This is a genomic window from Micromonospora sp. WMMA1996 (assembly GCF_002573675.1).
GTDB classification, from domain to species: Bacteria; Actinomycetota; Actinomycetes; order Mycobacteriales; family Micromonosporaceae; genus Micromonospora; species Micromonospora sediminicola.
The window spans coordinates 943,661-970,007 of record NZ_PDHU01000001.1 but is presented as its reverse complement, the minus strand read 5'-3'; the positions used below and the strand labels follow the sequence as shown (position 1 = coordinate 970,007).

The 26,347-nt window shown below is 73.5% G+C and carries 27 protein-coding genes; 14 read left to right on the top strand and 13 right to left on the bottom strand.

Translation table 11 applies throughout. The features are described 5' to 3' along the window. Positions 1 to 21: 21 nt before the first annotated feature. Positions 22 to 642, bottom strand: a complete 621-nt coding sequence (locus tag COO58_RS04745; protein WP_091583417.1) for a pyridoxamine 5'-phosphate oxidase family protein — start codon at positions 640 to 642, stop codon at positions 22 to 24. Positions 643 to 809: 167 nt separating this feature from the next. Here COO58_RS04745 and COO58_RS04740 point away from each other — a divergent pair, with 167 nt between their 5' ends. From COO58_RS04740 to COO58_RS04730, 3 genes are all read left to right on the top strand, one after another. Next, positions 810 to 1,316, top strand: coding sequence for a DUF2231 domain-containing protein (locus COO58_RS04740; RefSeq protein ID WP_091584301.1), 507 nt, complete (start codon positions 810 to 812; stop codon positions 1,314 to 1,316). After that, entirely contained in the window at positions 1,313 to 1,840 is a 528-nt protein-coding gene (locus tag COO58_RS04735) for an Hsp20/alpha crystallin family protein (RefSeq protein WP_091583413.1), read from the top strand. The genes COO58_RS04740 and COO58_RS04735 overlap by 4 nt, the downstream gene beginning before the upstream one ends. Positions 1,841 to 2,063: 223 nt before the next feature. Next, positions 2,064 to 3,191, top strand: a complete 1,128-nt coding sequence (locus tag COO58_RS04730) for a glycosyltransferase family 9 protein (protein WP_176558854.1) — start codon at positions 2,064 to 2,066, stop codon at positions 3,189 to 3,191. Here COO58_RS04730 and COO58_RS04725 read toward each other — a convergent pair. Next, positions 3,166 to 4,038, bottom strand: a complete 873-nt coding sequence (locus COO58_RS04725; protein WP_091583409.1) for a glycosyltransferase family 2 protein — start codon at positions 4,036 to 4,038, stop codon at positions 3,166 to 3,168. The genes COO58_RS04730 and COO58_RS04725 overlap by 26 nt on opposite strands. Beyond that, positions 4,035 to 5,909: a D-glycero-beta-D-manno-heptose 1-phosphate adenylyltransferase gene (rfaE2, locus tag COO58_RS04720; RefSeq protein WP_255292519.1), complete on the bottom strand. Its 1,875-nt coding sequence runs from the start codon at positions 5,907 to 5,909 to the stop codon at positions 4,035 to 4,037. The genes COO58_RS04725 and rfaE2 overlap by 4 nt, the downstream gene beginning before the upstream one ends. Positions 5,910 to 6,051: 142 nt before the next feature. Between rfaE2 and COO58_RS04715 the strand changes: the two genes are divergently transcribed. Together COO58_RS04715 and COO58_RS04710 are read left to right on the top strand one after the other, a co-directional pair. Continuing rightward, a complete protein-coding gene (locus tag COO58_RS04715; protein WP_091583405.1) occupies positions 6,052 to 6,609 on the top strand; it encodes a type 1 glutamine amidotransferase domain-containing protein in 558 nt (185 codons plus the stop codon). Positions 6,610 to 6,662: 53 nt separating this feature from the next. Further along, positions 6,663 to 8,336: an MDR family MFS transporter gene (locus COO58_RS04710; protein WP_091583402.1), complete on the top strand. Its 1,674-nt coding sequence runs from the start codon at positions 6,663 to 6,665 to the stop codon at positions 8,334 to 8,336. Positions 8,337 to 8,364: 28 nt separating this feature from the next. Here COO58_RS04710 and COO58_RS04705 read toward each other — a convergent pair whose 3' ends face one another. Next, the gene (locus COO58_RS04705) at positions 8,365 to 8,856 is read right to left on the bottom strand and encodes an NUDIX domain-containing protein (protein WP_091583400.1); all 492 of its coding nucleotides are present in this window, start codon (positions 8,854 to 8,856) and stop codon (positions 8,365 to 8,367) included. Positions 8,857 to 8,942: 86 nt separating this feature from the next. On the opposite strand from COO58_RS04705, the gene COO58_RS04700 reads away from it, so the two are divergent. Then, complete coding sequence (locus tag COO58_RS04700) at positions 8,943 to 10,592, top strand: fatty acid--CoA ligase (RefSeq protein WP_098743977.1); 1,650 nt, start codon at positions 8,943 to 8,945, stop codon at positions 10,590 to 10,592. A gap of 181 nt (positions 10,593 to 10,773) precedes the next feature. On the opposite strand, the gene COO58_RS04695 is transcribed toward COO58_RS04700, so the two are convergent. The 5 genes from COO58_RS04695 to COO58_RS04675 all read right to left on the bottom strand — a co-directional run bounded on the left by COO58_RS04695 (position 10,774) and on the right by COO58_RS04675 (position 14,952). Next, positions 10,774 to 11,787 (bottom strand): NADPH:quinone reductase, encoded by a 1,014-nt coding sequence (locus tag COO58_RS04695; RefSeq protein ID WP_091583390.1) that lies wholly within the window; start codon positions 11,785 to 11,787, stop codon positions 10,774 to 10,776. A gap of 65 nt (positions 11,788 to 11,852) precedes the next feature. Further along, positions 11,853 to 12,506: an HAD family phosphatase gene (locus COO58_RS04690; protein ID WP_098743975.1), complete on the bottom strand. Its 654-nt coding sequence runs from the start codon at positions 12,504 to 12,506 to the stop codon at positions 11,853 to 11,855. A gap of 31 nt (positions 12,507 to 12,537) precedes the next feature. Then, the gene (locus COO58_RS04685; protein WP_176558852.1) at positions 12,538 to 13,386 is read right to left on the bottom strand and encodes a hypothetical protein; all 849 of its coding nucleotides are present in this window, start codon (positions 13,384 to 13,386) and stop codon (positions 12,538 to 12,540) included. Positions 13,387 to 13,525: 139 nt separating this feature from the next. Beyond that, positions 13,526 to 14,215: an FKBP-type peptidyl-prolyl cis-trans isomerase gene (locus COO58_RS04680; protein WP_369700190.1), complete on the bottom strand. Its 690-nt coding sequence runs from the start codon at positions 14,213 to 14,215 to the stop codon at positions 13,526 to 13,528. 86 nt (positions 14,216 to 14,301) lie between these two features. Then, complete coding sequence (locus tag COO58_RS04675; RefSeq protein ID WP_098743972.1) at positions 14,302 to 14,952, bottom strand: DUF4241 domain-containing protein; 651 nt, start codon at positions 14,950 to 14,952, stop codon at positions 14,302 to 14,304. 80 nt (positions 14,953 to 15,032) lie between these two features. On the opposite strand from COO58_RS04675, the gene COO58_RS04670 reads away from it, so the two are divergent. Next, positions 15,033 to 15,425: a PPOX class F420-dependent oxidoreductase gene (locus COO58_RS04670; RefSeq protein WP_091583372.1), complete on the top strand. Its 393-nt coding sequence runs from the start codon at positions 15,033 to 15,035 to the stop codon at positions 15,423 to 15,425. Between the two features lie 55 nt (positions 15,426 to 15,480). Here the strand turns inward: COO58_RS04670 and COO58_RS04665 are convergent, their stop codons facing one another. After that, positions 15,481 to 16,458 carry a Ku protein gene (locus COO58_RS04665; protein ID WP_091583369.1) on the bottom strand — a complete coding sequence of 326 codons (978 nt, stop codon included), beginning with the start codon at positions 16,456 to 16,458 and terminating at the stop codon, positions 15,481 to 15,483. A gap of 86 nt (positions 16,459 to 16,544) precedes the next feature. Here COO58_RS04665 and ligD (COO58_RS04660) point away from each other — a divergent pair, with 86 nt between their 5' ends. Together ligD (COO58_RS04660) and ligD (COO58_RS04655) are read left to right on the top strand one after the other, a co-directional pair. Continuing rightward, on the top strand, positions 16,545 to 17,483 hold the full coding sequence (gene ligD, locus COO58_RS04660) for a non-homologous end-joining DNA ligase (RefSeq protein WP_091583364.1): 939 nt from the start codon (positions 16,545 to 16,547) through the stop codon (positions 17,481 to 17,483). Beyond that, entirely contained in the window at positions 17,473 to 18,387 is a 915-nt protein-coding gene (gene ligD / locus COO58_RS04655) for a non-homologous end-joining DNA ligase (protein ID WP_091583361.1), read from the top strand. The genes ligD (COO58_RS04660) and ligD (COO58_RS04655) overlap by 11 nt, the downstream gene beginning before the upstream one ends. Here ligD (COO58_RS04655) and COO58_RS04650 read toward each other — a convergent pair. Then, entirely contained in the window at positions 18,314 to 19,387 is a 1,074-nt protein-coding gene (locus tag COO58_RS04650) for a hypothetical protein (RefSeq protein WP_098743971.1), read from the bottom strand. The genes ligD (COO58_RS04655) and COO58_RS04650 overlap by 74 nt on opposite strands. Before the next feature lie 103 nt (positions 19,388 to 19,490). Then, positions 19,491 to 19,862, bottom strand: a complete 372-nt coding sequence (locus COO58_RS04645) for a DUF4267 domain-containing protein (protein WP_091583353.1) — start codon at positions 19,860 to 19,862, stop codon at positions 19,491 to 19,493. Between the two features lie 87 nt (positions 19,863 to 19,949). On the opposite strand from COO58_RS04645, the gene COO58_RS04640 reads away from it, so the two are divergent. The 5 genes from COO58_RS04640 (at position 19,950) to COO58_RS04620 (ending at position 24,475) form a co-directional block, all read left to right on the top strand. Further along, the gene (locus tag COO58_RS04640) at positions 19,950 to 20,528 is read left to right on the top strand and encodes a TetR/AcrR family transcriptional regulator (RefSeq protein ID WP_091583348.1); all 579 of its coding nucleotides are present in this window, start codon (positions 19,950 to 19,952) and stop codon (positions 20,526 to 20,528) included. Positions 20,529 to 20,555: 27 nt separating this feature from the next. Continuing rightward, positions 20,556 to 21,242 carry a TIGR03089 family protein gene (locus COO58_RS04635; protein ID WP_091583343.1) on the top strand — a complete coding sequence of 229 codons (687 nt, stop codon included), beginning with the start codon at positions 20,556 to 20,558 and terminating at the stop codon, positions 21,240 to 21,242. A 91-nt stretch (positions 21,243 to 21,333) separates the two neighbouring features. After that, positions 21,334 to 22,233: an alpha/beta fold hydrolase gene (locus tag COO58_RS04630; protein ID WP_098743969.1), complete on the top strand. Its 900-nt coding sequence runs from the start codon at positions 21,334 to 21,336 to the stop codon at positions 22,231 to 22,233. Between the two features lie 252 nt (positions 22,234 to 22,485). Further along, entirely contained in the window at positions 22,486 to 23,343 is an 858-nt protein-coding gene (locus COO58_RS04625) for a GNAT family N-acetyltransferase (RefSeq protein WP_098743968.1), read from the top strand. Positions 23,344 to 23,521: 178 nt separating this feature from the next. Then, positions 23,522 to 24,475, top strand: coding sequence for a zinc metalloprotease (locus COO58_RS04620; RefSeq protein ID WP_091583331.1), 954 nt, complete (start codon positions 23,522 to 23,524; stop codon positions 24,473 to 24,475). Positions 24,476 to 24,527: 52 nt separating this feature from the next. Here the strand turns inward: COO58_RS04620 and COO58_RS04615 are convergent, their stop codons facing one another. Next, positions 24,528 to 26,207 carry a DNA repair helicase XPB gene (locus tag COO58_RS04615; RefSeq protein WP_098743966.1) on the bottom strand — a complete coding sequence of 560 codons (1,680 nt, stop codon included), beginning with the start codon at positions 26,205 to 26,207 and terminating at the stop codon, positions 24,528 to 24,530. Between the last annotated feature and the right edge of the window lie 140 nt (positions 26,208 to 26,347).

Here is a 26,347-nt window from a genome sequence, read left to right as displayed (position 1 = left end):
CGCCCGGGCGGGCGGCGTGGGTCAGGTGTAGAGGGTTCTGGCGTAGCCCGGGCCGTAGTGCCGTTCCAGGTCGGCCAGACTCTCCGCCACCGCCTCCACCTCCTTGACCAGCCGGGGCCGGGACGGCAGCACGTCCGGCTGCCAGGTCTCCGGCTGCCACAGCGCGGAGCGGAGGAACGCCTTCGCGCAGTGGTAGAAGATCTGCTCGACCGCCACCTCCACGGCGAGCACCGGCCGGTGGCCCTTGACCTCCATGTCGGCGAACCAGGGCGCGTCGCCGACCAGCCGGGCCCGGCCGTTGATCCGCAGCGTGTCGGTGCGGCCGGGGATCAGGAAGATCAGCCCGACGTGCGGATTGGCCAGGATGTTGCGGTAGCCGTCGGCCCGCCGGTTGCCGGGCCGCTCCGGGATGGCGATGGTGGTGTCGTCGAGCACGAGCGCGAAACCGGGCGGGTCGCCCTTCGGCGAGACGTCGCAGCTGCCGTCCGCGCCGGCGGTGGCGATCAGGCAGAACGGTGAGGCGGCCAGCCACTCCCGGTCGCGGGCGTGCAGCGTACGGCGTTCCTTCGTCACCGCCCGGGGCATCGGCGCGCCCAGCAGGTCGCGCAGTTCCTCAGGGTTGGTGATCTCCCTTGTCGTCACGTCTTCCTCCCCCGTCCGTTGACCTTGATGACGGTTTCGGCCCACAACGGGCCGGGATCCGCCAGGGTCAGCCTAGGAGAGCGCGTCGAACGCCGGGTTTGCCCCCGGTGCCGACGGGTAGGGACCGGATCGCAGCGCGTGTCCGGACGCGACGGATGGAGGCCGTGATGGAGAGCCGACTCAAGGTGCTCGGCCATCCCGTGCATCCGATGCTGGTGATGTTCCCGGTCGGGCTCTTCGTGACCGCGGTGATCTTCGACCTGATCGACATCGTGGGCGGGCCGGACTTCCTCGGCGAGGTGGCGTACTGGAACGTCACGGTCGGGCTGATCGGCGGCCTGCTGGCCGCGGCGGCCGGCGCCTTCGACCTGCTGGCCCTGCCCACCGGCACCCGCGCGAAGCGGGTCGGGCTCACCCACGCCGCCGCCAACGTGGCGGTGATCCTGCTCTTCGCCGCGGTCTGGGCGGTCCGGCTCAACGCGGACTCACGGGCGGCCGGCGGCGCGCTGTTCGCGATCGAGGTGGTCGCGGTGGCGATCCTCGGCATCAGCGCGTGGCTCGGCGGGGAGCTGGTCGACCGGCTCGGCGTCGGGGTCGACCCGGACCACGACCTCAACGCGCCCAGCTCGCTGCGACCCCCCTCGGCCACCCAGCGGATCGGAGACGTGCGATGACGGAACAGCGGGGCTGGCGGGGACGCCAGCAGGGCTGGGACCCGATGGGCGAGTTGCAGTCACTGCGCTCCGAGCTGAGCCGCCTGGTCGGCGGCCGCTCCGGCACCCCGGACGTGGAGATGGCCGAGGTCGCCGACGGCTGGGAGGTGGTCGTCCGGCTGCCCGGCGTGGCGCCCGAGGAGGTGGCCGTCGAGCTGGACGACCGCGAGCTGTGCGTACGCGCCCGCTCGGAGGCCGAGGTCAACGCCGACCAGGGCATCCCCGGCGGGTTCACCACCCGCGGCTTCGAATACCGCGTCGACCTGCCGTCCCGGGTGGACCCGGAGCGGATCGACGCGGTGATGGACCACGGCCTGCTGCGGGTGCACCTGCCCCGGGCGGCCCGGCCCGCGCCGCGCACCATCACCGTCGGCCGCACCGGCCCGCGCGCCACCTCCGGCCGTACGCCGAGCCCGGCCGACCCGGCCGCGGACCGGGAGCTGCACCACCCGGACACCACGGTCGACGAGATCGACCGGCCGTAGGGGCCGCGTGACCACCCCGCCCGACGACTCCAGCTCGGCGCGTCTGTCGCCGCGCCGCGACCTGGAGCCGTCGCCCGACGATCCCAGCTCGGTGCGTCTGTCGCCGCGCCGCGACCCGGAGCCGTCGCCCGACGATCCCAGCTCGGTGCGTCTGTCGCCGCGCCGCGACCTGGAGCCGTCGCCCGACGATCCCAGCTCGGTGCGTCTGTCGCCGCGCCGCGACCTGGAGCCGTCGCCGTCCTCGGTGCTCGGTCCGGTCGGCGCGCGCGTGCCGGACGTCGAGCGGATCGCCGTGCTGCGCGCCAACGCGCTCGGCGACTTCATCTTCGTGCTGCCGGCGCTGGACGCGCTGCGGGCCGCGTACCCGTCGGCGGAGATCGTGCTGCTCGGCGCGCCGTGGCACGCGGCGCTCTGGCGCGACCGGCCCGGCCCGGTGGACCGGGTGCTGGTGGTGCCGCCCGCGCCCGGCCTCCGGGACCCCGGCCCGGACGAGAGCCCGGCGGACCCGGCGGAGTTCCTGGCCGCCGCCCGGACCGAACGGTTCGACCTGGCGTTGCAGGTGCACGGCGGCGGGGCCAACTCCAACCCGTTCGTCACCGGGCTCGGCGCCCGGGTCACCGCCGGGCTGCGGGCGGACGGCGCGCCGCCGCTCGACCGTTGGCTGCGCTACGTCTACTACCAGCACGAGGTGATCCGCTATCTGGAGGTGGCCGCCCTGGTCGGGGCGCCGGCCACCACGATCACCCCGGCGCTGGCGGTGACCGACGCCGACCGGGCCGAGGCCGTCGAGGTGCTCGGCGCGCCCGAACGGCCCCGGGTGGCGCTGCACCCGGGCGCGACCGACACCCGGCGGCGCTGGCCGGCGGAGAGCTTCGCCGAGGTCGCCCGGGCGCTGGCCGGGGACGGGTACGAGGTGCTGGTCACCGGCACCCCGGCCGAGCGGGAGACGGTCGACGCGGTGGTCGCGGCGGCCGGCGTGCCGGTGCGCCCGCAGGTCGGCACGCTCAGCCTCGGCGCGCTGGCCGCGGCCTACGCGGACTGCGCGCTGGTGGTCTCCAACGACACCGGCCCGCTGCACCTGGCCGCCGCGGTGGGCGCGCCCACCGTCGGGATCTTCTGGGTCGGCAACCTGATCAACGGGGCCTCTCCGCTGCGCGGTCGGCACCGCCCGATCGCCGCCTGGACCACGCTCTGCCCGGTCTGCGGCGTCGACTGCACGCCGGGGATCTACCCGCACCGCCCGGGCGACGGCGAGTGCCCGCACCGGGTGTCGTTCGTGGCCGACGTGCCGGTCGCCGAGGTGGTGGAGGCGGCCCGGGAGCTGCTCACACCTCCGCCGTCGACTCGCTGAGCACGACCTCCCACGCCTCCACGTCCCGCTCGGTGACGGTGGTCGGCGACTCCAGGTGGTAGGCCCCGCTGGGTAGCACACCGGCGCCGCCGTGGCGCTCCAGCACGGCGAGCTGGGCGGCCACGTCCTCACCCTGGTGCCGCTCGGGCAGCCGCTCCCAGAAGTCGAAGCCGCCGGACTCGACCAGCTTGGCCCGGTCGTAGAGCACGCAGCCGCCGATCCAGGAGATTTTGTACGCCCGCCACGCGCCCGCCGGCAGGTCCAGCTTCTCGGTGACGTGCAGCAGGTTCGCCGCCGGGTGGATCGACGCCCGGTGCCACTCCGGGGTGCCGGGGCGGATCCGCTCCGGCTCCGGCCGGCCCGGCCACTCCTCGTAGTGCCGGTGGGTGTCGGGGCGGACGTCGTCGGTGTAGGAGAGCCCGTGCACGGCGTTGCCGACGAACCCGCAGCCCAGCTCGTCCAGCGCGGTGACCAGGCGGGACAGGGCGCCCGGCTCCAGCCACACGTCGTCGTCGAGGCAGAGCACCGCCTCGGCCGCCGACCGGGACAGCAGGTAGGAGCGGTGCTCGGCCAGCCCGCGCCGGGGCAGCCGCCGGGTCAGCAGCACCGGGTGCCCCCGGTGGCGCAACGCCCGCACCATGGTGGCCGCCGCCGGGTGCGCGTACGCGGGTTCCCCGTCGGACTGGTCGCTGACCACCACCCCGAACCCGGGCACACCCTCCTGGGCGGCCAGCCCGGAGAGGGTGACCGCCAGCTCGGCCGGCCGGTTGCGGGTGGGGATCAGCACGTCCAGCCGGCGGGGCCGGCGGAACTGTTCGGGCGTGCCCGGGTCCAGCGGTCGGGTCACGCCGGCCTGCCCTCGCCCACGGCGGGAAGGTGCGGGTCGGGCGCGGCCTCACGGTGCTCGCTGGCCGCCTGGGCGCGGATGCGGTCGATGATCGCCGAGGTGGAGCGGTCCGGCACGTACCCGAGCGTGCGCACCTGGCCGCCCAGCCGGCGGACCAGCGGCGCCTCCGGGACCATCTCCGGCGGGTAGTCGCCGCCCTTGACGTAGACGTCCGGGCGGACCGCCTCGATCAGGCGGGCCGGCGAGTCCTCCTCGAACACCACCACGTGGTCGACGCAGGCCAGCGCGGCCAGCAGGGCGATGCGGTCCTCGACCGGGTTGACCGGCCGGTCCGGGCCCTTGAGCCGCCGCACGCTGCCGTCCGAGTTGACCGCCACGATCAGCAGGTCGCCGAGCGCGCGGGCCTGGGTCAGGTAGCGGACGTGCCCGGGGTGCAGCACGTCGAAGCAGCCGTTGGTGAACACCACCGAGCGGCCGGCCCGGCGGTGGTCGGCGACGAGCGCGGTCAGCTCCTCGGCGCCGACCAGGGCCGGGTGCCCGGCTTCCTCACCGCCGGTGCCCAGCGCGGCGAGCAGGTCCTCCCGGCGGCACACGCAGGTGCCGGTGTCGGCGACCGTGATGGTCGCGGCGAGCTGGGCGAGCTGGGCGGCGGTCGGCAGACCCGCGTCGGCGGCGAGCGCCAGCGTCATGGCCGCCAGGTACGCGTCCCCGGCGCCCACCGCGTGGCTCGCCGGGACCGGGGTGCTGTGGCTGCGCCGGGGCGAGCCGTCGGCGCCGCCGACCACCGCGCCCTCGGTGTCCAGGGTGACCGCCACCACGTCCGCGCCGGTGTGGGCGCGCAGCTCGGGCAGGCGCGACTCGGCCAGCACCGCCCGGTCCACGCCCTCGCCGGCCGCCGCGTTCACCGTCACCCCGGTGCCGGTGACGCTGAGACCGTCCCCGGTCAACGCCACCCGCTCCTCACCGGGCGTCGGCTCACCCGTCGGCCCGGCCGGACCGCCGGTGGCGGCCGTCGCGGCGGGCGCTCCGGAGGTCGGGTGCGGGCCGCCCGTGGTCCGCTCGCCGGCCCCGCCGGGCGCGGCGCCCACCACCAGCTCGGACGGGCCGTCGGCCTCCGCCGGGTGGTCGAGGTGCAGGTCGCCGCCAGCGCGGACGGCACCCCGTTCGGCGTGCGCGAAGCCGGCGGCGGCGCGGGCCAGCAGCCGGGTCGCCTCGGCGAAGCTCGGGGTCACCACGGTCGGGTTGAGCCCGCGCCAGTCGGCCAGGTCGTGTGCGTCCAGCGCCACCGTGCCGTACCGGTCCCGGTTTGCGACCAGCCAGGCGCGGACCGCCGAGGGCAGCGCGCCCAGTCCGTAGTCGCAGACCACCAGCGTGAGCGGATGCCCGGCGGCCACCGCGCGCAGCTCCTCGGTGGCGCAGTGCAGCGCGGTCAGCAGGCGGGCCACGCCGTCTTCGTCGAGCGCGTCCTCCGGGCCGCCGGAGTCCTCCCGGAGCAGGATCTGATTGCCGGCGAGCATCCGCCGCTTGACCGGGGTGGGACGGCCGGGCTGGCTCACCGTCCGGTCCCAGACCGCCGCGCGGTCCAGGCAGTCGTGCAGCTCGTCACCGGCCACGTCGGCGCCGACCGGGGCGACCAGCGCGGCCCGCCCGCCGAGGGCGGCGACGTTGACCGCGGTGTTCGCGGCGCCGCCGGCCGCGGAGATCCGGCGGCGCAGGGTGAGGACCGGTGCGGGCGCCTCCCGGCAGAGCCGCTCCGACTCGGCGAACCGCCACTCGTCCAGCATGGCGTCGCCGACGACCAGCACGGGACGCCCCTGCCAGCTCGCCACCACGGTGGCCAGCCGGCGCTCTTCCGCTGCTGCTCCTGCCATGCCCCTCCGGGTCCCCCCGCACCGACCGGCCAAACCTGCGCGCCGGGCGGGCGGGAGTGCGACGCGGGCCACCGGCGGCGTCCGGTTTCGGGGTATCGGCCGGGGGAACCGTGCAGACACACCCCGGAGAGGAGAGAGCAGCATGGCAGCGACACTTCAGGGCAAGCGGATCGCCTTCCTGGCCGCCGACGGCGTCGAGGAGGTCGAGTACACCAAGCCCCGGGAGGCGGTGGAGAACGCCGGCGCCCAGGTGGAGCTGGTCTCCATCGAGTCCGGCTCGATCCAGGCCTTCAACCACCTCGACCACGGCAAGCAGTACCAGGTGGACGTCACCACCAAGGAGGCGGACGCCGGGGCGTACGACGGGTTGGTGCTGCCCGGCGGCGTGGCGAACCCGGACTTCCTGCGGACGGACCCGGAGGCGGTCCGGTTCGTGAAGGCGTTCTTCGACGCCGGCAAGCCGGTCGGGGTGATCTGCCACGGCCCGTGGACGCTGGTCGAGGCGGACGTGGTGCGGGGCCGCACCATCACCTCCTGGCCGAGCCTGCGCACCGACCTCACCAATGCCGGCGCCACCTGGGTCGACCAGGAGGTCGTCACCGACAACGGCCTGGTCAGCAGCCGTAAGCCGGACGACCTGCCGGCGTTCTGCGCCAAGATCGTGGAGGAGTTCGCCGAGGGCCGGCACACCGCCCGCTGAAACCCGACCACCCACCGGGGGCATGATCCGCCCCCGGTGGGATAGGAAGCGGGATGACCGCCCAGGCCGCTCGTCCCGCCCTGCCCGCTCGCCAGATCCGCCTGCTGATGTTCGGTCTGATGACCGGAATGCTGCTGGCGGCGCTCGACCAGACCATCGTCGGCACCGCGTTGCCCACCATCGTCGGCGAGCTGGGCGGGATCAACCACTACTCCTGGGTGGTGACGGCGTACCTGCTGGCGTCGACCGCCTCGACGCCGCTCTACGGCAAGATGGCCGACCTGTACGGACGCCGGCCGGTCTTCCTCTTCTCGATCGGCACGTTCCTGCTCGGCTCGTTGCTGGCCGGCCTGTCGCAGGACATGACCCAGCTGATCGTCACCCGGGGGGTGCAGGGCCTGGGCGCGGGTGGCCTGATGACGCTGGCGTTCACCATCATCTCGGACGTGGTCTCCCCCCGGGAGCGGGGCCGCTACCAGGGTCTGTTCGGCGCCGTGTTCGGCCTGTCGTCGGTGGCCGGTCCGTTGGTGGGCGGCTACTTCGCGGAGACCAACTGGCGCTGGATCTTCTACATCAACGTGCCGCTGGCGATCCTCGCCATCGTGGTCTGCTGGCACGTCATGCGGCTGGTGCCGTTCCAGCGGCGCGAGCACACCGTCGACTGGGTCGGCGCCGCGCTGCTGGTCGCCGGCGTGAGCTGCCTGCTGTTGGCGCTGAGCTGGGGTGGCAACGAGTACGGCTGGGGCTCCGGCGTGATCGTCGGGCTGTTCGTGGCGGGCGCGGTGCTGGGCGTGCTGTTCCTGCTCCAGGAGGCCCGGACCCGGGAACCGATCCTGCCGCTGCGGCTGTTCCGCAAGCGGACGTTCGCGCTGGCCAACTCGGCCGGCTTCGTGCTCGGCCTGGTGATGTTCGGGTCGATCATCTTCATCCCGCTCTACCTCCAGATCGTCAAGGGCGCCTCGCCGACCCGCAGCGGCCTGCTGATGCTGCCGATGATGGCCGGCATCATCGTCACGTCGATCGTCACCGGCCGGGCGATGAGCCGGATCGGCCGGTACAAGTGGTTCCCGGTGGCCGGCGCGGCCGTGCTGGTGGTCGGCATGCTGCTGTTCCGGCAGCTCCAGGTGGGCACCTCGCTCTGGGCCGCGTTCGGCTACATGGTGGTGATCGGCGTCGGGCTGGGCCTGTGCATGCAGTCGTTGATCCTGGCGGTGCAGAACGCGGTGGACGTCCGCGACCTGGGCGCGGGCACCTCGTCCGCGACGTTCTTCCGGTCGCTGGGCGGGTCGTTCGGGGTGGCGATCCTGGGCGCGGTGCTGTCGTCGCGGCTCACCGCCGAGCTGTCCGACCGGCTGCCGGGCGCGATCGCCCAGCTCCCGCCGCAGCAACGGGCGGCGGTGGCGGCCGGCGGCACGGAGAACATCTCGATCAACGACCCGGCGACCATCCTCGCCCTGCCCGGTCCGGTACGCGCCGCGATCCAGGCGTCGTTCGTCGAGTCGCTGCACCTGGTCTTCCTGACCACCGGCCTGATCGCCGTGCTGGCGGTGCTGGTCACCCTCGCCATGCCGAACCACCAGCTGCGCGGCGCCGGCCCGCAGGGCTCGACCGGCGGCGCGGACCCGCTGGGCGGGAAGGCCGCCGCGCCGGGCGGCAAGCCGCTGCCGAAGGAGTCGAAGGACGAGGCCGCCGCCGACATGGAGGCGAAGTCGCAGACGATGCTGTGACCGGTGGCGCCGGCGGCCCGGCGCCGGGTCACTTGAGGATCAGGCGGTTGGTCTGCTCGAAGACGTCCAGGTCGGCGAGCGTCTCGTGGACGCTGGACGAGAGCGGGGTCGGGAATTCGTCCGGGTGGAAGAAGCCGGCGTCGGTGGTCTCGTCGGTGAAGCGGGACAGCTCCCCGTCCCACTCGTCGACCCGGAACGCGGTGGTGAAGACCTGGTAGGTGTGCCCGTACATGTTGGTGTGGGTGCGGTCCGGGCCGGTGTAGAGCGCGAACGCGCTGACCCGCAGCGCGCGCAGGCCGGTCTCCTCGCGGACCTCCCGGACCGCGCAGTCGGCGATCGACTCGCCCAGCTCCATCGCACCGGCCGGCAGCGCCCACTGGCCGTTGTCGGAGCGCTGGATCAGCAGCACCCGGGCGGCGTTGTCGCGCACCACGGCGCGGGCGCCGACGAACATCAAGGTGCGGTCACCGGCCAGGGCGCGGAGCTGCCCGACGTACGAGTCGGCCCACGAGATGCTCACCCGGACAATCTACGCACCGATCCCGGCCGGGCTCGGCCGATCCGGGGGGTTCCGTTCGTGTGACCGGCGACACTACGTTGTTACCCATGCGTAGCACGATGATGGAAGCCCCCCTCCAGGTCGCCCGGATCCTCGAACACGGCTCCACCGTGCACGGCGCGGCGGAGGTGGTCACCTGGACCGGTGCCGAGCCCCGCCGGATGACGTACGCCGAGGTGGGTCGCGCCGCCGCCCGGTTGGCCCACGCGTTGCGCGACGAGTGCGGCGTGACCGGCGACGAGCGGGTCGCCACGTTCATGTGGAACAACAACGAGCACCTGGTGGCCTACTTCGCGGTGCCGAGCATGGGCGCGGTGCTGCACACGCTCAACATCCGGCTCTTCCCCGACCAGGTCGTCTACATCGCGAACCACGCCGAGGACCGGGTGGTGCTGGTCGACACCACGCTCATCCCGCTGCTCGCCCGGGTGATCGGCGACATGACCACGGTGCGGCACGTGGTGGTGGTCGGCGGTGGCGACCCGGCCCCGCTGCTGGCCGCGGCCGGCGACCGGATCACCGTGCACCACTGGGACGCGCTGCTGGCCGACCGCCCGGACCGCTACGACTGGCCCGAGGTGGACGAGCGCGACGCGGCGGCGCTCTGCTACACCTCCGGGACCACCGGCAACCCCAAGGGCGTGGCCTACTCGCACCGCTCGATCTACCTGCACTCGCTCCAGGTGTGCATGCCGGAGGGCTTCGGCCTCGGCCCGAAGGACCGGGAGCTGGCCATCGTGCCGATGTTCCACGCCATGTCCTGGGGCCTGCCGTACGCGGCGTTCCTCTCCGGCGCCTCGCTGATCATGCCGGACCGTTTCCTCCAGGCCGAGCCGATCGCCGCCATGATCGCCGCCGAGCGGCCCACCCTGGCCGGCGCGGTGCCGACCATCTGGACCGACCTGCTGGCCTATCTGGACAGCCACGACGTGGACACGTCCTCGCTGACGGAGGTGATCGTCGGCGGTTCGGCCTGCCCGCCGGCGCTGATGCACGCGTTCCACGACCGGCACGGCATCGAGGTCATCCACGCCTGGGGCATGACCGAGATGTCCCCGCTCGGCTCGGTCTCCCGCCCGCCGGCCGGCGCGACCGGCGACGACGCGTGGGGCTACCGCTACACCCAGGGCCGGGTGCCGGCCGGCGTGGCCGCGCGGATCGTCGGCCCGCTGGGCGAGTCGCTGCCCGCGGACGGGACGTCCGTGGGCGAGCTGGAGGTCCGCGGGCCGTGGGTGACCGCCCGGTACGTCGGGGACGACGTGCCGGACGAGGAGAAGTTCCGGGACGGTTGGCTGCGTACCGGTGACGTCGGCACGCTCTCGCCGGACGGCTACATCACGCTGACCGACCGCGCGAAGGACGTGATCAAGTCGGGCGGGGAGTGGATCTCGTCGGTCGAGCTGGAGAACGCCCTGATGGCGCACCCGGCGGTGCTGGAGGCGTGCGTGGTGGGCGTGCCGGACGAGCGGTGGGACGAGCGTCCGCTGGCCACCGTGGTGGTCCGCGAGGGCGCCTCGGTCACCGCGGAGGAGCTGCGGGACTTCCTGGCCACGTCGGTGGCCCGCTGGCAGTTGCCGGAGCGCTGGGCGTTCATCGACGCGGTGCCGAAGACCAGCGTGGGCAAGTTCGACAAGAAGGTCGTGCGCTCGCGGTACGCGGACGGCGGGCTGGAGGTGCGCGAACTGACCGCGCCGTAACACTTTCCGGCGTACCGTCGCCAACACGGGTAGGAACACGTTTCCAACGGACATTCCTCCCCAGAGGGCGGCCCCGGCGTTCGCACCGCGCCGGGGCCGCCCGTCCGTTACGGGGTGACCCGCACCGTCATTGTTGCGAAACTTGTTCGCCTCTGTCCCGATGTCGGGGAAATCCGGTTGCCTACTCGTCGGCGGTGCTCACGAGCACCTTGCCCACCACGCTGTCCTGCACCGCCTGCTGCGCGGCGGCGGCCTGCGCCAGCGGATACCGGTGCAGCGGCAGGCCCGCCTGTTCGCCGACCCGGATCGCGCCCTGCGCCACCGCGGCGGCGATGTCGGTGACCGCCTGCGCCTTGGCCACCTTCGGCGCGGTGTAGACCAGCACGAACTGCCAGCGCGCGTTCGGGCCCATCAGGGGCCGGATCGGCAGCGTCACCTCGTCGCCGCCGTCGTCGGCGTACACGCAGACCGCCGCGCCGGTGCGCAGGATCTGCACGTCGGCCGCGGCGTTGCGGGCGGCCGAGACCTCGACGATCGTGTGCACCCCGTCGGGCGCGACCTTGCGGACCTCCTCGACCACGTCCTGCTCGCGATAGTTGATCACGAAGTTGGCCCCGGCCGCCGCCGCCAGCTGTGCCTTCTCCGGGCTGCTCACCGTGGTGATCACGCAGGCGTCGGCCCAGCGGGCGAGCTGGATCGCCGCGTTGCCCACCGCGCCCGCCCCGCCCTGCACCAGCACCACGTGGTCGCTCAACGCGCCGGCGTGCAGCTTGTCCGGCATGAACTCGCCGGCGGTCAGGCACCGGTGCGCGGTCATGAACGGGATGCCCAGCGCCGCGCCCAGGTCGAACGAGGCCGAGCCGAGCGGCACCGCGTGCCGGACCGGCACCACGGTGTACTCGCTGGCGGTGCCCCAGGGTCGCTGCCAGGCCGCCTCCCAGACCCAGACCCGCTCGCCGATCAGGATCCGGTCCACGCCCTCGCCGACCGCCTCGACCACGCCGGCGCCGTCCTGGTGCGGGATCTGCCAGCCGGCCGGCAGGGGCCACGCCTGGCGGGCCTTCCAGTCGGTCGGGTTCACCCCCGACACCGCCATCCGCACCAGCACCTCGCCGGGGCCGGGCTCCGGCACCGGCCGGTCCACCAACTGGAGCACCGAGGCGTCCCCGCTGCGCTCGTACACGATCGCCTTCATCGTCGTCCCTCCGCCGTCGTCGTGGGTGCGCTACCCGAAGGTCGCGCGAACATGCCGGGCCCGCCTCAGCGCAGGTCCGCCAGCAGCTCCGGGGTGAGCGCGCCGATCGAGGGCAGCAGCACGGCCGCGAGCGCCTCGGCGTCCGGGTCGAGCGGGTACGACCCGTGCGGCACCGCCACCACCCGACAGCCCGCCGCGGCGGCCGAGCGGACGCCGTTCGAGGAGTCCTCCACCGCCACGCACCGGGCCGGGTCGACGTCCAGCCGCTCGGCCACCGCCAGCCAGACGTCCGGCGCCGGCTTGCCCCGGGCGGTCTCCTCGGTCGACAGCGTCGCGCCGAACGCGCCCGCCAGGCCCGTCGCGTCGAGCGCCGCGGCGATCAGCCGGGTCGGCGAGGAACTGGCCAGCCCGAGCGGCCACCGCGCGGCCGTCCGGCGCACCACCGCGTCCGCGCCGTCGATCAGCGGTACGCGTCGCGCGTACCGGTCGGTCATCTCGGCCACCACCTCGGCGGCGACCTGCTCGGCCGACCGGTCGACGCCCAGCTCGCCGCTGAGGTACGCCGCCCACTCGCCGGTGCTCATGCCCATCAGCCGGCGCTGGGTGTCGGGCTGCCAGACGCCGCCGTGCGTCGCCACGTACGCCCGGCGGACCTCCTCCCAGACCGGCTCGGAATCCACGATCACGCCGTCGAGGTCGAAGAGCACCGCGTCCACCATGACGTCATCCTGCCCCAGCCGGCGGCCCGGTTCAGCCCGGCAGGGTCACCCCGGCGGAGCGCTGCGCGGGCAGACCGATCGGGGCCTGCGGCGGGATGATCGTGCGACACCGGGTGGCGATCGGGTCGAGCAGCTCCCGCAGCCGCGCGGTGCGCTCCGCGCCCAGTGCCCGCCACGGGCCCGACGCGGCCCGGTCGGTGGCGTCCTCGACGCTCCGGAACGTCTCGGTGGCGTGCGCGGTGGGCTTCCGCTCGGGGGTCAGCCACCCCTTCTCGACCAGCCGCTCCTCCGCGGCGGACCACTGCTCGTCGGTCCAGCCCCGGGCCGGCTGGTGGAACTCGCGCGACTGGTCGACCCGGCACCGCCAGGCCACCACCTCGACCGGCTCCAGCCCGGTGGTCACCAGCGCCGCCACGTGGCCGTCGCCCCGGTGCTCGCGCAGCGTGGCGGCCGCCTGCCAGAGGCGGGCCAGCGGGTACTCCCCGCGGGGCAGGGCGGCGTTGACCGCGCCGAGCACCCGACCCGCCGTGTCCACCCGCCCGGCCGCCTCCTCCAGCAGTTCGGCGGCCTCGACGAGGTGGGACTCGGGCAGCTCGTAGGTGAACTCGGCGAGCGCCTGCACCGCACCGGTGAGCCGGGCGCGCAGCGCCTCCTCCGGCGTGGCCAGCCGCCACACCGACGGCAGCGCGCGGGCCACCATCGGCGGCGCGAAGCTGAAGAAGGCGGCCGTGACCGTCGGCGCGTCCACCGGCCCGAGCGGCGCGGCCCGGCCGGCGAAGTAACCGCGCCAGTAGCCGCGCAGCCCGACCGCCTCGAACGCGGCCCGGGCGCGCGGGTGGAAGTAGGTCACCGCGTGGACCGGCTCGAAGAGCGTCCACATCCGCCGGGCCATCCCGGCATCGTCCAGCGCCGCCACGTTGCACCTCCGCGTCGGTGGGCAGTCGCCGTGGACGGACGTGCCGCCCACGGTGACCACGAACCTACTGCCGGTGGGTGACCGGGCGGAAGCCTGGAGTGATCTACTGCGCAGCCAGCACGTCGACGACGAAGCGCAGCGGCCCGGCCGGACGGCCGCCCGAGGCGTCGTTGCCGTAGGCCAGGTCGGCCGGGAGGTCCAGCTGCACCCGGCTGCCCACCGGCACGCCGACCAGGCCCTGGTCCCAGCCCTTGATGACCTGGCCCACGCCGATCTGGAAGGTGGCCGGCTGGCCGTTGTCCCAGGACGCGTCGAACTGCTTGCCGCCCTTGTAGAACACGCCCACGTAGTTCGTGGTGATGGTCTGGCCGGCCTTCACCGCCGGGCCGGTGCCCTTGACCAGCGTGGTGACGGTCAGCTTCTTCAGGTCACCCGAGCCGGCCTGGACGGTCGGCTTGGTCTTCAGCGCCGGGTCGGTGCCCGCGGGCAGCTCCGGGGCGGGCGGCGCGGCGGGCTCGACCGGGGCGCTGGGGCTGGCCGAGGTGGCGGTGGCGGGCTTGTCGTCGTCCCCGCTGTTCAGCCAGACCAGACCGCCGACCAGGGCCACCACGGCGAGCACACCGGCGGCCGCGCCGAGCATCGACTGCCGGCGGCGGCGCGCCTCGGCGGCCTTCTTCTCGGCCAGCTGGGCGGCCAACCGCCGCTGTGCCTTGGTGGCCGGGGCCTGGCCCGCCGTCCGGTTCTCCACACGCTCGCTCACGTCGACTCCCTGCAGGTGGGTGGATGCGCGCAAACGGTACCCGCCCACACGCCCACTGTGAGAAAAGGCGGGGGCCCTTCTTAACGCATTCGGTATGGGCGGGGCCCCTTCTTCACACCTCAGTCCTCGACGGGCACCACCATGAAATCGGTGACGAACCTCGCGACCCGGTCGTCCGCGTCCCGGCCGATCCAGGTGCCGTAGCAGCCGTCCCCCCAGCCCGACCAGACCGCCACCACGTTCGCGCCGGTCTCCTCGTCCACGACCGCGTCGACCAGGCCGGGCACCGGACCAGGGGCGGAGCCCTCGTCCCCGGCGATGAAAACCTCCTCGATCCGCTCGTAGTCCCAGTCCTCGATCACGGCGAGAGCGTCGCGGTCGGCGAGCGTGCCGGTGCCGGCGTCCACGCCGTACCCGAAGAAGCCGTCCGGGCCCAGCTCGCCGATGTCCTGGCCGTCGACGACGGCCATCTCCCACCGCGAGACCGGCTCGTCCCGGACGACGACCTCCAGCGCCGCGACCCGCCGGTCGGTCTCGTCGCCGTCGCGGCGGACCGACGACACCCAGGCACGTGCCGGGTAACGGCCGGGCGCGACGGCGACCGTGTACGGGTCGCTCTCCGGGCAGACCAGCGGATCGCACGCCACCAGCCGGCCGGTCGGCAGCACGACCTCACCGGCGGGGTGCGCCTCGATCACGTGCACGGCCGTGCCGTCCTCGAACCGGGCGCCGGGGGTGAGCAGTCGCTCGAAGTCTGGGGTGTACGGCATGGGAAGTGTCCTTTCGTCGGCCGACGGCCGGCGGAGCGTACCGGCGGCGGCGGGCAACCCACCGAGGTACGTTCTCGACCATGGCGATCCTCACCGAAGAAGATCTGGCCCTGCTCGGCGAGCCCCAGCTCGCGCACGTGGCCACGATCGAGTCCGACGGCACCCCGCACGTCACCCCGGTCTGGGTGGACACCGACGGCGAGCACATCCTGTTCAACACGGCAAAGGGCCGGCAGAAGTACCTCAACATGGCGCGCAACCCGGTGGTCGCGGTGTCGGTGGTGGACAAGGCGGACGACTTCCGCACGCTCTGGGTGAAGGGCACCGCCGAGTTCGTCACCGAGGGCGCCGACGAGCACATCGACCGGATGGCGAAGAAGTATCTGAACCAGGACGCGTACCCGTGGCGCCGTCCCGGCGAGGAACGCGTCATCGTGCGCGTCACGCCGACGGAGAAGCTCGGCCGTGGGTGACAAGAGGGGGCCCCGCCTATACCGGAGGCGTTAAGCGGGGGCCCCTCCTTGCACCTCAGGCGGTCTTCTTCTTCGCGGCGGTCTTCTTGGCGGGGGCCTTCTTCGCGGCGGTCTTCTTGGCCGGTTCGGCCTTCTTCGCCGCGGTCTTCTTGGCGGGGGTCTTCTTGGCGGGGGCCTTCTTCGCGGCGGTCTTCTTCGCCGAGCGGGCCGACGAGATCGGGGTCGGCTCGGCCCCGCCGCCGGACGGCGCCTCACCCCGGGCCGCCCGGGCCCGCTCGACCGACGCCTTCAGCGCGGCCATCAGATCCACCGCGGCGGCCGGCGCTGCCTCTTCCTCCTCCGGCTGCACCACCTCACGGCCCTCGACCTTGGCGTCGATGACCTCCTGCAACGCGGCCCGGTAGTCGTCGGTGAACGCGTCCGGCTCGAACTCGCCGGCCATCGAGTCGATCAGTGAGCTGGCCATCGCCAGCTCCGGCGGGCGGACCTTCAGGTCCTCGTCCAGGAAGCCGAAGTCCGGCTGGCGGATCTCGTCCGGCCAGAGCATGGTGTTGAGCAGCAGCACGCCCTCGCGGACCCGCAGGGTGGCCAGTTGCTCCCGCTGGCGCAGCGCCACCTTGACGATCGCCACCCGCTCCGAGTCGGAGAGCGCGTCGCGCAGCAGCACGTACGGCTTGGTGGCCGAGCCCTCCGGCTCCAGGAAGTAGGCCTTGTTGTAGAGGATCGGGTCGACCTGCTCGGCCGGCACGAACTCCAGCACGTCGATCGCGTGCGAGGTGCTCAACGGCAGGTCGGCGAAGTCCTCGTCGGTGAGGATCACCATCTCGCCGCCGCCGATGTCGTAGCCCTTGGCGATGTCGTCGTAGGTGACCTCCTCGCCGCAGACCGAGCAGGTGCGCTTGTAGCGGATCCGGCCGCCGTCCTCCCGGTGCACCTGGTGGAACCGGATGTCCTTCTCCTCGGTGGCCGAGTAGACCTTCACCCCGATCGACACCAGGCCGAACGACACCGCTCCTTTCCAGATCGCCCGCATCCCGCGCTCCTCTCCCCGGTTGACCACCAGAATCGCAAACGATCGAACGGGACGCACGCGCTTCCGCGCGCAACTACAGTCAGGAGGTGCCCGGCGCGCCGTTGAAGCCGATGCTCGCGATGACCGGGCAGCTCCCGGCCGGTGCCGCGTGGGCGTACGAGTTCAAGTGGGACGGGGTCCGCGCGCTCGCCGACATCTCCCACGGCGACCGGCACTTCTACGCCCGGTCCGGCGTCGAGATCACCACCGCGTACCCGGAACTGCTCAACCTGGCCGAGCAGGTCGACGACGCGCTGCTCGACGGCGAGGTGGTGCTCTTCGCCGACGGGCAGCCGTCGTTCACCGCGCTGGCCGAGCGGATGCACGTGCGCAACCCGGTCAAGGCGGCGCGGCTGGCGGCGACCGTGCCGGTCACGTACATGATCTTCGACCTGTTGCGGCTCGACGGCGTGGACCTGACCGCCCGGCCCTGGCGGGAGCGGCGGGCGGCGCTGGAGTCGCTCGGGCTCGGCGCCGCCCGGTGGGCGGTGCCGCCGGTCTTCGGCGACGGCCCGGCCACCTACGCCGCGGCCGGCGAGCACGGGCTGGAGGGCGTGATGGCCAAGCGCGTCGAGTCGGTCTACCGACCCGGGGTGCGCTCGCCGGACTGGGTGAAGGTCAAGCTGGAGGTCACCGGCGACTTCGTGGTCGGCGGCTGGCGACCGGGCGCGCGCCGGGTCGGTGGCCTGCTGGTCGGGGTGCCCGGCCCGGACGGCCGGCTGATCTACCGGGGCCGGGTCGGCGGCGGGATCGGCGCGGCGATCGAGCGGGAGCTGCTGCGTGAGCTGGAGCCGCTGCGTGCCGACGCGTCGCCGTTCGCCGCCGGCGTGCCGCGCGAGGATGCCCGGGGTGCGATCTGGGTATCACCCCGGGTCGTGGTGGAGGTGAAGTACGGCCAGCGCACCCCGGACGGCCGGCTGCGCTTCCCGCGGATCCTGCGCCTGCGCCCGGACAAGCCGCCCGAGGAGGTCGACGATGCCGGCTGACCGTTTCAAGGTCGAGGTCGAGGGGCGCTCGCTGGAGCTGTCCAACCTGGACAAGGTGCTCTTCCCGCAGGCGGGTTTCACCAAGGGCGAGGTGATCGACTACTACACCCGGATCGCCCCGGTGCTGCTGCCGCACCTGCGCGACCGGGCGCTCACCCGGATCCGCTTCCCCAACGGCGTGGACGGCGGGTCGTTCTTCGAGAAGAACGCGCCCGCCGCGACCCCCGGTTGGGTACGCACCGAGAACCTGCCCGCCCCCGGGTCGAGCAAGGGACGGGAGACCATCGACTACGTGGTCTGCGACGATCTGCCCACGCTGGTCTGGCTGGCCAACCTGGCCGCGCTGGAGCTGCACACGCCGCAGTGGAAGATCGGCGCCCACCCGGACATGATGGTGGTCGACCTGGACCCGGGCGCCCCGGCCGCGTTGAAGCAGTGCTGCCAGGTGGCGCTGCTGATGCGCGACCGGCTGGCGGCCGACGGCGTCGAGGCGTACCCGAAGACGTCGGGGAAGAAGGGCATGCAGCTGTGCTGCCCGATCGCCGGGACCCAGGACGCCGACGTCGTCTCCGACTATGCCCGGCGGATCGCGCAGGAGCTGGAGAAGGCGCACCCGAAGCTGGTGGTGTCGAAGATGGCGAAGAACCTGCGGCCCGGCAAGGTCTTCATCGACTGGAGCCAGAACAACGCGGCGAAGACGACTGTCGCGCCGTACTCGCTGCGCGCTCAGCCGGTGCCCGCCGCCTCCACGCCGCTGACCTGGGACGAGGTCGAGGCCGGCGCGGCCGGCAAGCGCCCGTCGACGAAGCCGTACACGGCCACCGAGGTGCTCAGGCGGGTGGAGAAGCAGGGTGACCTGCTGGCACCGCTGCTCGACGGCGGTCCCGAGCTGCCCGCCCGCTGACCCGCCACCACGCGCCGCCGACCAGGAGCAGCACGATCGCGCTGACCGCCACGTCGCCGACCAGGGCCGCCGCCGGGCTTGCCGGGGAGTAGGTCGGCCCGTCGTACGCGAACGCGGCCGCGACGACCAGGCTCGCCGAGCCGGCGGCGAGCACCTGCCGCTGTCCCCAGCCGGGCCGCCGGGACCAGCGCATCAGCAGGACGGCGGTGACCGCGGCGAGCGCGGCCGCGAGCCCGACGCCCGGCCAGCCCGGCACGATCCCGGCCCCCACGTACGTGACCAGCACGACCAACGCGGGCCACACCGGGTGCGGCGCGGCCGGCGGGCCGGCGTCGGTGGGCGGTCGCCCGGCGTCGGCGTGCCGGCGCCCGGCGTACCGGCGGCGGAGCAGGGCGGCGGTGACCAGGGCCAGCGCCAGGCCGGTGGCGAACGCCAGCTGGAGCGGCGCGGCCAGGAAGCCCTTGCGGCCGCCGTCGTCGGCGAAGACCAGCAGACTGCCGCCGAGCCAGAGCAGCGCGGCCGCGACCAGCCCCGGGCGGCCCAGCCAGGGCCGCGACCGGCGGCCCGCCCCGAGGTACGACTCGACGAGTGCGATCGACGCGCAGATGGTCAGCGCCACGTGGTTGCCCACGTAGTCGACCGCCTGCCGGGCGCTGAACCCGAGGCCGGGCACGAGCGTCGCCTCGGCGGCGGATCGGGTGTCGGCGAACTGGGTGTCGTCGAGGAACCCGGGATTGAACAGCGACTGGTCGACCAGGCCGGCCTGGACCACGCCGAAGGCGGCGGCGAGCAGGACGATCCCGGGCCAGCCCAGCCCGAGCCGGCGGGCGGTCTCGCGGATCAGCAGCGCGGCGCCGCCGTACATCGGGGCGAGCACGAGCACGACGAACGGCATGCCGGTGAGGGTGAATCCACCCCAGGAGCATTCGGCGGTCCAGGGTGCGAGCAGCAGCAGCGCGACCGCCGGCGCGAGTCGCCGGCGCAGGGTTTCGGTCGTCATGCCCGCACCGTCCCGCAGCCACCCGGCCCGCCGATACGGCCATCGGCCGACCGGGCCCGCGACCAAAGTCGACGGTCGCGGACCGGCCGGCAGCGGGCCCGGTCTAGAGCGCGAACAGCAGGGCGGCGTCGACGAGGATGACCACCGCGGTGGCGAAGTGGACGCCGAAGGCGACGGCCCGGGTGCCGCCGTTCCGCAGCACCACGACGGTGTCGCCCAACGGGTTGAGCGCGACGACCAGCATGTACCAGGCGACGGCGTCGGCGCTGGTGAACGCGATCAGCGCGAGGCCGAGCAGGCCGTAGCTGAGGTCGCGCAGGCCCTTGACGGTGAGGTAGGCGGTGCCGCCGTCCGGGGTGGCCGCGACGCCGTAGCCGGCGGCGGAGGCGCGCGGTGCCAGGAGGAACCGGGCGCCGATGAAGACGCAGAAGAGGCTGAGGACGATGGCGAGCCCGTAGGCGACGGGGGTGAGCATGACCGACTCCGAATCTAGCGACGCTAGGAATGGTGGCGACGCTAGCAGAGCGTCGGCAGGTTGGCTAGCAGTGCTAGAGTCGGGGTCATGTCGATTCAGGCCCGCCGGGAGCGGGAGCGGGCGGAACGCGAACGGGCGATCATCGCCGCCGCCCGGGACCTGGCCGAGTCGGAGGGCTGGGACGCGGTCACCACCCGTCGCCTCGCCGCCGAGATCGAGTACAGCCAGCCCGTGCTCTACAGCCACTTCACGGGCAAGGACGCGATCATGGCGGCGGTCGCCGTGGAGGGCTGCGGCGACCTGGCCGCCGAGCTGGCCGCCGCCCGGGCCGCCGCGACCGACGCGCGGCAGGCGGTGGCCGGCATCGCCGCCGCGTACGCCGCCTTCGCCGAACGCCGGCCCGCGCTCTACGACGCGATCTTCACCCTCCCCGTCGCCCTCTCCTTCGCCAGCCAGGACACCCCGGTCGAGCTGGCCCGTGCCTTCGCCGAACTGGCCGAGACGCTGCGGCCGTTCGCCGGTGACGACGACCTGGAGACCTTCACCGAGACGTTCTGGAGCGGGCTGCACGGCCAGGTCACGCTGATGCGCGGCGGCCGGCTGCGGCGGGCGGAACACGAGCGGCGGTTGGCCCTCCTGGTCGACCGGTTCGCCCGGCTAGGGTGAGCTGACCGCCAGGGAGGAGCACGCCCGATGGCCACCCACGCACCAGCCGCCGTCGCGACCGACGAGCCGCTGCTCAGCTATGTCGACGACGCCACCGGCGAACGCACCGACCTGACCGCGCCCCAACTGGGTGAGTGGGCGGCCCGCAGCGCCGCGCTGCTCCGGGACGGCTGCCGGCTGCGCCCCGGCGACCGGGTGGCGGTGCTGCTGCCGCCGCACTGGCGTAGCGCGGCGGTGCTGATCGGCGCCTGGTCGATCGGGCTGGCGGTCTCCTTCCGGCCCCGCGCGCTGGCCGGGTTGCCGGTGCTGGAACCGGGGGCGGACCGGCCCTACGACGCGGTGTTCGTGACCCCGGAGCGGCTCGACGACTGGCTGGAGGACGTGCCCGAGGGCACGCACCGCTACCTGGTGGGCACCGGGCCGGGCCCGCTCGGCGAGGTGCCGCCGGGCTGGCTGGACTGGTCGGCCGAGGTGCTCCGGCACCCCGCCGACACGCCGGACCACACCGCCGTCGACCCGGCCGACCCGGCTACGGCGGACGGCACCAGCTTCGGCGCGTGGCGGCGACTCGCCGCCGAGATCGCCGAGCAGCTGCACCTCCGCCCGGGGGACCGTTTCCTGGTCGACCTCACCGAGCACGAGCACCCCCTCACGTGGCTCCTGGCCCCCCTCTCCGCTCGCGCCACGATCGTCATCCACTCCCCGTCGCGCTGATCTCGCACGTGTCGCCCCTCCGCCGGGGGATCGACGGCCCCTGCCGGGCGCCCGATCGCATGATCGACGGCGCGATGGGGAAGCGGGCCTGATGACGGAGGCGTGGGGAGAGGTTCGGCGGGTCGAGGCCGGGGAGCTGAGCGTCGGATACGTCGACGCGGGACCGGCGGACGGGGACGTGGTCGTACTGCTGCACGGGTGGCCCTACGACATCCACAGCTTCGCCGACGTCGTGCCCCGGCTGACCGACGCCGGACGGCGGGTGATCGTGCCCTACCTCCGCGGATTCGGGCCGACCCGGATCCGGGACGCCGGCGCGCCGCGCAACGGCCAACCGGCGGCCCTGGCGCAGGACACCCTGGACCTGATGGACGCGCTCGGGGTGCAACGGGCGACGCTCGCCGGGTTCGACTGGGGCGCACGGACCGCCGACGTGATCGCCGCCCTCCGACCGGAACGCTGCGCCGGGCTGGTCTCGGTGAGCGGCTACCTGATCGCCGGCCAGGAGGCGGGCCGCGCGCCCCTGCCCCCGCCGGCGGAACTGTCCTGGTGGTACCAGTTCTACTTCGCCACCGACCGGGGACGCGACGGGTACGACCGGAACCGGCGGGACTTCGTCCGGCTCATCTGGCGGACCGCGTCGCCGCGGTGGCACTTCGACGACGCCACGTTCGACCGGAGCGCGGCCGCGCTGGACAACCCCGACCACGTCGACGTGGTGATCCACAACTACCGGTGGCGGCTCGGGCTCGCCGAGGGCGAGGCGCGGTACGACGAGTGGGAACGGCGGCTGGCGGCCAACCCGGACATCACGGTCCCCACTGTCACGCTCGAAGGCGACGCCAACGGCGCCCCGCACCTCGACCCGTCCGTCTACGCGGCCCGCTTCACCGGCCCGTACGAGCACCGCACCGTGACCGGCGGTATCGGCCACAACCTCCCCCAGGAGGCGCCCCGGGACTTCGCCCAGGCCATCCTCGACCTCCCCTGACGCACCCCCGCGCCCGCCCCGCACCGCGTCGAGCCCGCCCTCGGGCTCGCCCGGTATTCGCCGATCTTGGACTTGTGGCACCTGTCAAAGGCTGCGAAGCCGACATTCGAGGCGCCACAACTCCAAGATCGACGGCGGTGGGGTGGGGTGAGGGCGGGGGAATGGGGTTGACCTGAGGGAGGGGGTGGGGCCTACTGCCGGAGGGCCGGGCCGTGGGGTCGGGCGTGACGGCGGTGGTGACAGGGGTGGACTGTGGACGGGACGGACGGGCTGGTCTGGCGGGAGTTCGGCGACGAGGACCTGCCCGCGCTGACCGGCCTGGTGCAGGCGTGCCTCGCCACCGACGGCGGGTTGCCGCTGTTCGCGCGTACCCCGTTGCTGCGGGCGCGGCTGGTGCAGACGCGTACCCACGGCGCCTGGTCCGGTGACGGACCGGTCGCGGCCGTCGGGGTCGGCACCGGGCGGACACCCGTCACCGCCACCGGGCTGGTGCACCCGGCGTGGCGCGGGCGTGGGCTCGGCGGCGCGCTGCTGGACTGGGCGCAGGAGCAGGCGGGCGACGCGGGACTGCTGCACACCACCGAGACGTGGACCGTCGGCGCGGAGGAGTTGTTCACGGCGCGCGGCTGGACGCGGACGTTCCTGGAGTGGGTGCTGCGCCACGACCTCGACGCGTTGCCCGACGTCCCCGCGCCGGACGGCGTGACGGCGGAACGGGCCACGCTCGGGCCGGAGCTGTTCGCCACCTACCGTGCCTCGTTCGCCGACCGGCCCGGCTTCGTCGAGCCCGACGCCGAGGAGTGGTTGGGCGACCTGCGGGACGACGAGGACCACCGGCCGGAGCTGACCCTGATCGCACGCGGGTCGGACGGCCACGCGGCCGGTTTCGTCACCGTGCTCGACACCTGGATCGACCAGGTCGGCGTGGTGCCCGGGTGGCGGGGCCGGCGGGTCGGGGCGTACCTGGTGGCGCGCGTGCTGCGCGGGCTCGCCGGGGCGGGCGCGGACGCCGCGTGGCTCTGCGTCAACGACGACAACCCGGCGGCCGGGCTGTACCGGCGACTCGGCTTCGCCGACGCCGGCCGCCGCGCCCGCCACCTGCGCCGCTGAGGGCGCACTGAGTGAGTCGTTTCCGGCATCAGCTCGAAAGGGAGCGGACAGCGGCCACCCTCGGGGGGTGTTGTGAACGCCGGTGACGTGGTCTTATGTCGGGACGACGACGTCATCGACCCGCAGCTTTGACAACCCCGCGTCGGTACTCCTTTCATGCCTCTCGAAAGGTGCAACGATGCACAGGAAACCGACGATCCACCTGGCGGTGCTCGCCGCTGCCGCCGCCACGTTCCTGACCTCCGGGGGAGCGTCCGCCACGGCCGCACCCGTGAGCCCCTCCGCCGAGGTCGCCGCCTGCGAGCCGGGCGCCGACACGCACAGCGTCGCCCGGGTGAGCGAGGGCGCCACCGCCCAGGAGCCGGAGCTCTACTCGAAGAACGAGGCGAACGCGTACGGCGTGATCAAGGACGCCCCGCGCCTGGCCGACGGCAGCGTCACCATCCCCACCGTGTTCCACATGGTCTCGGACCACCCGTTCAGCGCGGCCGAGACGGCCCGCTGGAACACGCTCATCGCCGCGCAGATGACCGTGCTCAACGACTCGTTCGCCGGGCGCACCGCGGCCGACGCCTCGGACACGCCGTTCCGGTTCTCGCTGGTCGACACCACCTGGACCGTCAACAGCGCCTGGTACACGGTGGTGCCGGGGAAGAACGAGCGCGACATGAAGAAGGCGCTCTACACCGGCGACTCCCGCACGCTCAACGTCTACGCCGCGAACATCGGCGGCGGGCTGCTCGGCTGGGCGTACTTCCCGAAGGGCTACAACAACGGCCGCGACTACATCGACGGCGTGGTCATGCTCGACGAGTCGATGCCGGGCGGCACGGCCGGCAAGTACGCGCTCGGCGACACGCTCACCCACGAGGTGGGGCACTGGCTGATGCTGGAGCACACGTTCGCGCACGGCTGCTCCGCCTCCGGCGACTTCGTCGCCGACACGCCGCGTGAGGCGGCGCCGCAGTTCAACTGCCCGGTCGGCGCGGACACCTGCACCGCGCCGGGGCTCGACCCGATCCACAACTTCATGGACTACACGCAGGACTCCTGCATGAACATGTTCACCCCGGGCCAGGCCGACCGGATGAGCGACGCCTGGGTCGCCTTCCGCGCCAGCGGCCAGGGCTGACCGCGGAACCGGGCGGGCCGCACGAGAGCGGCCCGCCCGGCCCGCGCGCCGATCAGTCGACCGTCGGCAGCTTCGGGCCGAGCACGTCGTCGGCGTCCACGATGGTGTACGCGTACCCCTGCTCGGCCAGGAACCGCTGCCGGTGCGCGGCGTACTCGGTGTCGATGGTGTCCCGGGAGACCACGGTGTAGAAGTGCGCCTGCCGGCCGTCGGCCTTCGGCCGCAGCACCCGGCCCAACCGCTGGGCCTCCTCCTGCCGCGAGCCGAAGGTGCCGGACACCTGGATCGCCACCGCCGCCTCCGGCAGGTCGATCGAGAAGTTCCCGACCTTGGAGATCACCAGGGTGCGCACCTCGCCCGAGCGGAACGCGTCGAACAGCCGCTCGCGCTCCTTGTTCGTGGTCGAGCCCTGCACGATCGGCGCGTCCAGGTATTCGCCGAGCTGGTGCAACTGGTCGAGGAACCCGCCGATGACGAGGACCTGCTCGTCCGGGTGCCGCTCCACCAGAGCCCGGACCACCGGCAGCTTCGTGCGGGCGGTCGCCGCCATCCGGTAGCGCTCCTCCGCCTCCGCCGTCGCGTACGCCATCCGCTCCGCGTCGGTCAGCGTCACCCGTACCTCGGTGCACTCCGCCGGGGCGATCCAGCCCTGCTGCTCGATGTCCTTCCACGGCGCGTCGTACCGCTTCGGGCCGATCAGGCTGAACACGTCACCCTCCCGGCCGTCCTCGCGTACCAGCGTCGCGGTGAGGCCGAGCCGGCGGCGGGCCTGGAGGTCCGCCGTGAAGCGGAAGATCGGCGCGGGCAGCAGGTGCACCTCGTCGTAGACGACCAGGCCCCAGTCGCGGGCCCCGAACAGGTCCAGGTGGGTGAACGCGCCGCCGCGCCGCGAGGTGAGCACCTGGTACGTGGCGATGGTGACCGGGCGGATCTCCTTGCGCTCGCCCGAGTACTCGCCGATCTCCTCCTCGGTCAGCGAGGTGCGGGCGATCAGCTCCCGCTTCCACTGCCGTCCCGCCACCGTGTTCGTCACCAGGATCAGCGTGGTGGCCTTCGCCTCGGCCATCGCCGCCGCCCCGACCAGCGTCTTGCCGGCGCCGCAGGGCAGCACGACCACCCCGGACCCGCCGGCCCAGAACGCCTCGACGGCCTCCCGCTGGTACGACCGCAGCGTCCACGGCCTGCCGCCGTCCTTGCCGGACTCGGCCAGGTCGATCGGGTGCGCCTCACCGTCCACGTAGCCGGCCAGGTCCTCCGCCGGCCAGCCGAGCTTGAGCAGCGCCTGCTTCAGCCGGCCCCGCTCGGACGGGTGCACCGCGATCGTGTCGTCGTCGAGCTTCGCGCCGAGCATGCCGGCGAGCTTCTTGCTCTTCGCCACCTCGATCAGCACCACCCGGTCCAGCGCGCGCAGCACCAGCCCGTGCACCGGGTCGTTGGCGAGCTGGAGCCGGCCGTACCGGTCCATCGTCTCCGCCACGTCCACCAACAGCCCGTGCGGCACCGGGTAGCGGGAGTACTTGATCAGGGAGTCGACCACGCCCTCGGCGTCGTGGCCGGCGGCCCGCGCGTTCCACAGGCCCAGCGGGGTGAGCCGGTAGGTGTGCACGTGCTCCGGGGAGCGCTCCAGCTCGGCGAAGGGCGCGATGGCCATCCGACAGGCCTGCGCGTCCGGGTGGTCGATCTCCAGCAGCAGCGTCTTGTCCGACTGCACGATCAGTGGTCCACCGCTCACGCCAGCGTCCTCTCGCATCGCCCGGAATCTCTGCCCGCACCACAGCTGACCTGCCGAAGGCGGACCATCCAGTGTTACACGCCGGGGACGGTCCGAAAAAAGTCTTGCTGGACAGGCAACGTCATACTCGTCCCACACGT